The sequence below is a fragment of the Protofrankia sp. CiP1_Cm_nod1 genome (assembly GCF_920888515.1).
GTDB lineage: Bacteria > Actinomycetota > Actinomycetes > Frankiales > Frankiaceae > Protofrankia.
In genome coordinates, this window is the sequence record NZ_CAKKTM010000200.1 from 1 (window position 1) to 2,380 (window position 2,380).

The window sequence follows — 2,380 nt, forward strand, 5'->3', positions numbered from 1 at the left end:
TCGCGCAGCGGCCGTAGTGGCCGGTCGGGAGGCGGCTGGTCGAGGCGCTGGCTGTGTTCGGCGAGGGCGGTGTCGAGGGCGGTGGTGGTCTCGTCGAACGCCTGGCGGAAGATCGGGTGGGTGTTGTAGAGCTCGCGGCCGACGCCGGGGCGCTGCGCGCCCTGCCCGGTGAACAGGAACGCGATCTTGCCGGGGGTGGCGTTGCCGTGGACGACGTTGGGGTGGGGCTGGCCGGTGGCGACGGCGTCCAGGCCGGCGAGCAGGTCGTCGCGGGTGCCGGCGACGACGGCGGCCCGGTGGGGGAGAGCCGCCCGGGTGGTGGCCAGCGAGTAGGCGACGTCCACCGGCCGCAGCGTGCTGTCGGCGCTGACGTGCGCGGCCAGCCGGGCGGCCTGCGCCCGCAACGACTCCGCTGACGCCGCGGAGACCACCCACGGCACTACAACCGCCCCCCGGCCCACAGCCGCGTCCGCGCCGGACACGTCCGCGCCCGCCGTCTCCGTCCCCGCACTCACCGAGCTGTCCCTCCGCCCGCCGGTCAGCTCACCGTCCGTCCCGCGCCCGGGGGATTGAGGGGGGAAGTGGTTGCTGGGACGACCACTTCCACCCTCGTTGTCGTGATCCGGAGCGTTTGCGAGGGGGGCTGCCGGTGGGGGCAGCGGGTGGTTCGTGTCGGCGTCGGCGAGGACGGGCTGGTCGGGGGACTGCTCGATGATGATGTGGGCGTTGGTGCCGCTGATGCCGAAGGAGGAGACCGCGGCCCGGCGGGGGCGGTCGGCTGTCGGCCAGGGGCGGGCGGAGGTGAGCAGTTCCACCGCGCCCGCCGACCAGTTCACGAACGGTGACGGGGCGTCCACGTGCAGGGTCTTCGGCAGGACGCCGTGGCGCAGCGCATAGATGATCTTTGTGATGCCGGCGATGCCGGCCGCGGTCTGGGTGTGGCCGAGGTTCGACTTGATCGAGCCGAGCAGCAGCGGCCGGCTGGCGGGGCGGCCCTGGCCGTAGGTGGCGATCAGCGCCTCCGCCTCGATCGGGTCGCCGAGGCGGGTGCCGGTGCCGTGCGCCTCGACGGCGTCGATGTCGCCGGCCGTGAGCCCGGCGGCGGCCAGCGCGTCCGCGATGACCCGCTGCTGGGACTGGCCGTTCGGCGCGGTCAGCCCGTTGGACGCGCCGTCGGAGTTCACCGCGCTGCCGCGGATCACCGCCAGGATGCGCCGGCCGGCCCGCTGGGCGTCCGACAGCCGTTCCAGCAGCAGGAACCCGACGCCCTCGGCCCAGGACGTGCCGTCCGCCGCCGCCGCGAACGCCTTGCTGCGGCCGTCGGGGGCGAGCCCCCGCTGCCGGGAGAACTCGGTGAACAGCCCCGGGGTCGCCATCACGGCGACGCCGCCGGCCAGCGCCAGGTCGCACTCGCCGCTGTGCAGCGACTGGATGGCCAGATGGGTCGCGACCAGCGAGGACGAGCAGGCGGTGTCGACGGTCAGCGCCGGCCCCTCCAGGCCGAGGGTGTAGGCCAGCCGGCCGGAGGCCACGGATGTCGTGCTGCCGGTGAGCACGTAGCCCTCGGCGTCGCGCGGCGCGTCGGTCAGGCGCGGGCCGTAGTCCTGCTGGGTGGCGCCGACGAACACCCCGGACCGGCTGCCGCGCAGGCTGTGCGGGTCGATGCCGGCGCGCTCGAGCGCCTCCCAGGCGGACTCCAGCAGCAGCCGCTGCTGCGGGTCCATCGCGTCGGCCTCCCGCGGGGAGATCCCGAAGAACTCCGCGTCGAAGCGGTCGGCGTCGTAGAGGAAGCCGCCGTCGCGGGTGTAGGTCCGCCCCGGCCTGCCGGGCTCGGGGTCGTAGAGGGCCTCGACGTCCCAGCCGCGGTTCGACGGGAACCCGCCGATGGCGTCCCGGCCGTCGGCGACGAGCTCCCACAGCGCCTCGGGGGAGTCGGCGCCGCCCGGCCAGCGCCCGCTGACCGCGACGATCGCGATCGGCTCGGCCGGGCCGCCCTGGTTGACGCGCCGACGGGCGCGCCGCGCGGTGGCCGCGGGCGTGCCCGACACCAGGGTGATCAGCCGTTCGGCCAGGGCGGCCGGCGTCGGGAAGTCGAACACCAGGGTGCTCGGCAGGGTCAGGTCGGTCGCCGCGGCGAGCCCGTCGCGGAACCGCACGGCGCCGAGCGAGTCGAAACCGAGGTCCCGGAAGGTCTGCCCGTTGTCGATCCGCTCCGTGTCCGCGTGCCCGAGCACCCCGGCCGCGGTCGTGCGGACCAGCTCCGTCAGCCGCTCCCGCAGCGCCTGCGGGGACAGCGCCGCGAGCGGATGCTCCGCCGCCCCGGCCGCCGCCCCGGCCGCGTCCCAGGGCACGTCCCCGGCCGCGAGCCCGAGCCCGTCGG

1 protein-coding gene is annotated in these 2,380 nt (G+C 75.9%); it reads right to left on the minus strand.

Going from position 1 to position 2,380, the window contains the following annotated elements; genetic code table 11:
• Window positions 1-2,380: type I polyketide synthase (locus tag NBX02_RS09200; RefSeq protein ID WP_445548335.1), on the minus strand; the 2,380-nt coding region annotated here is incomplete at both ends.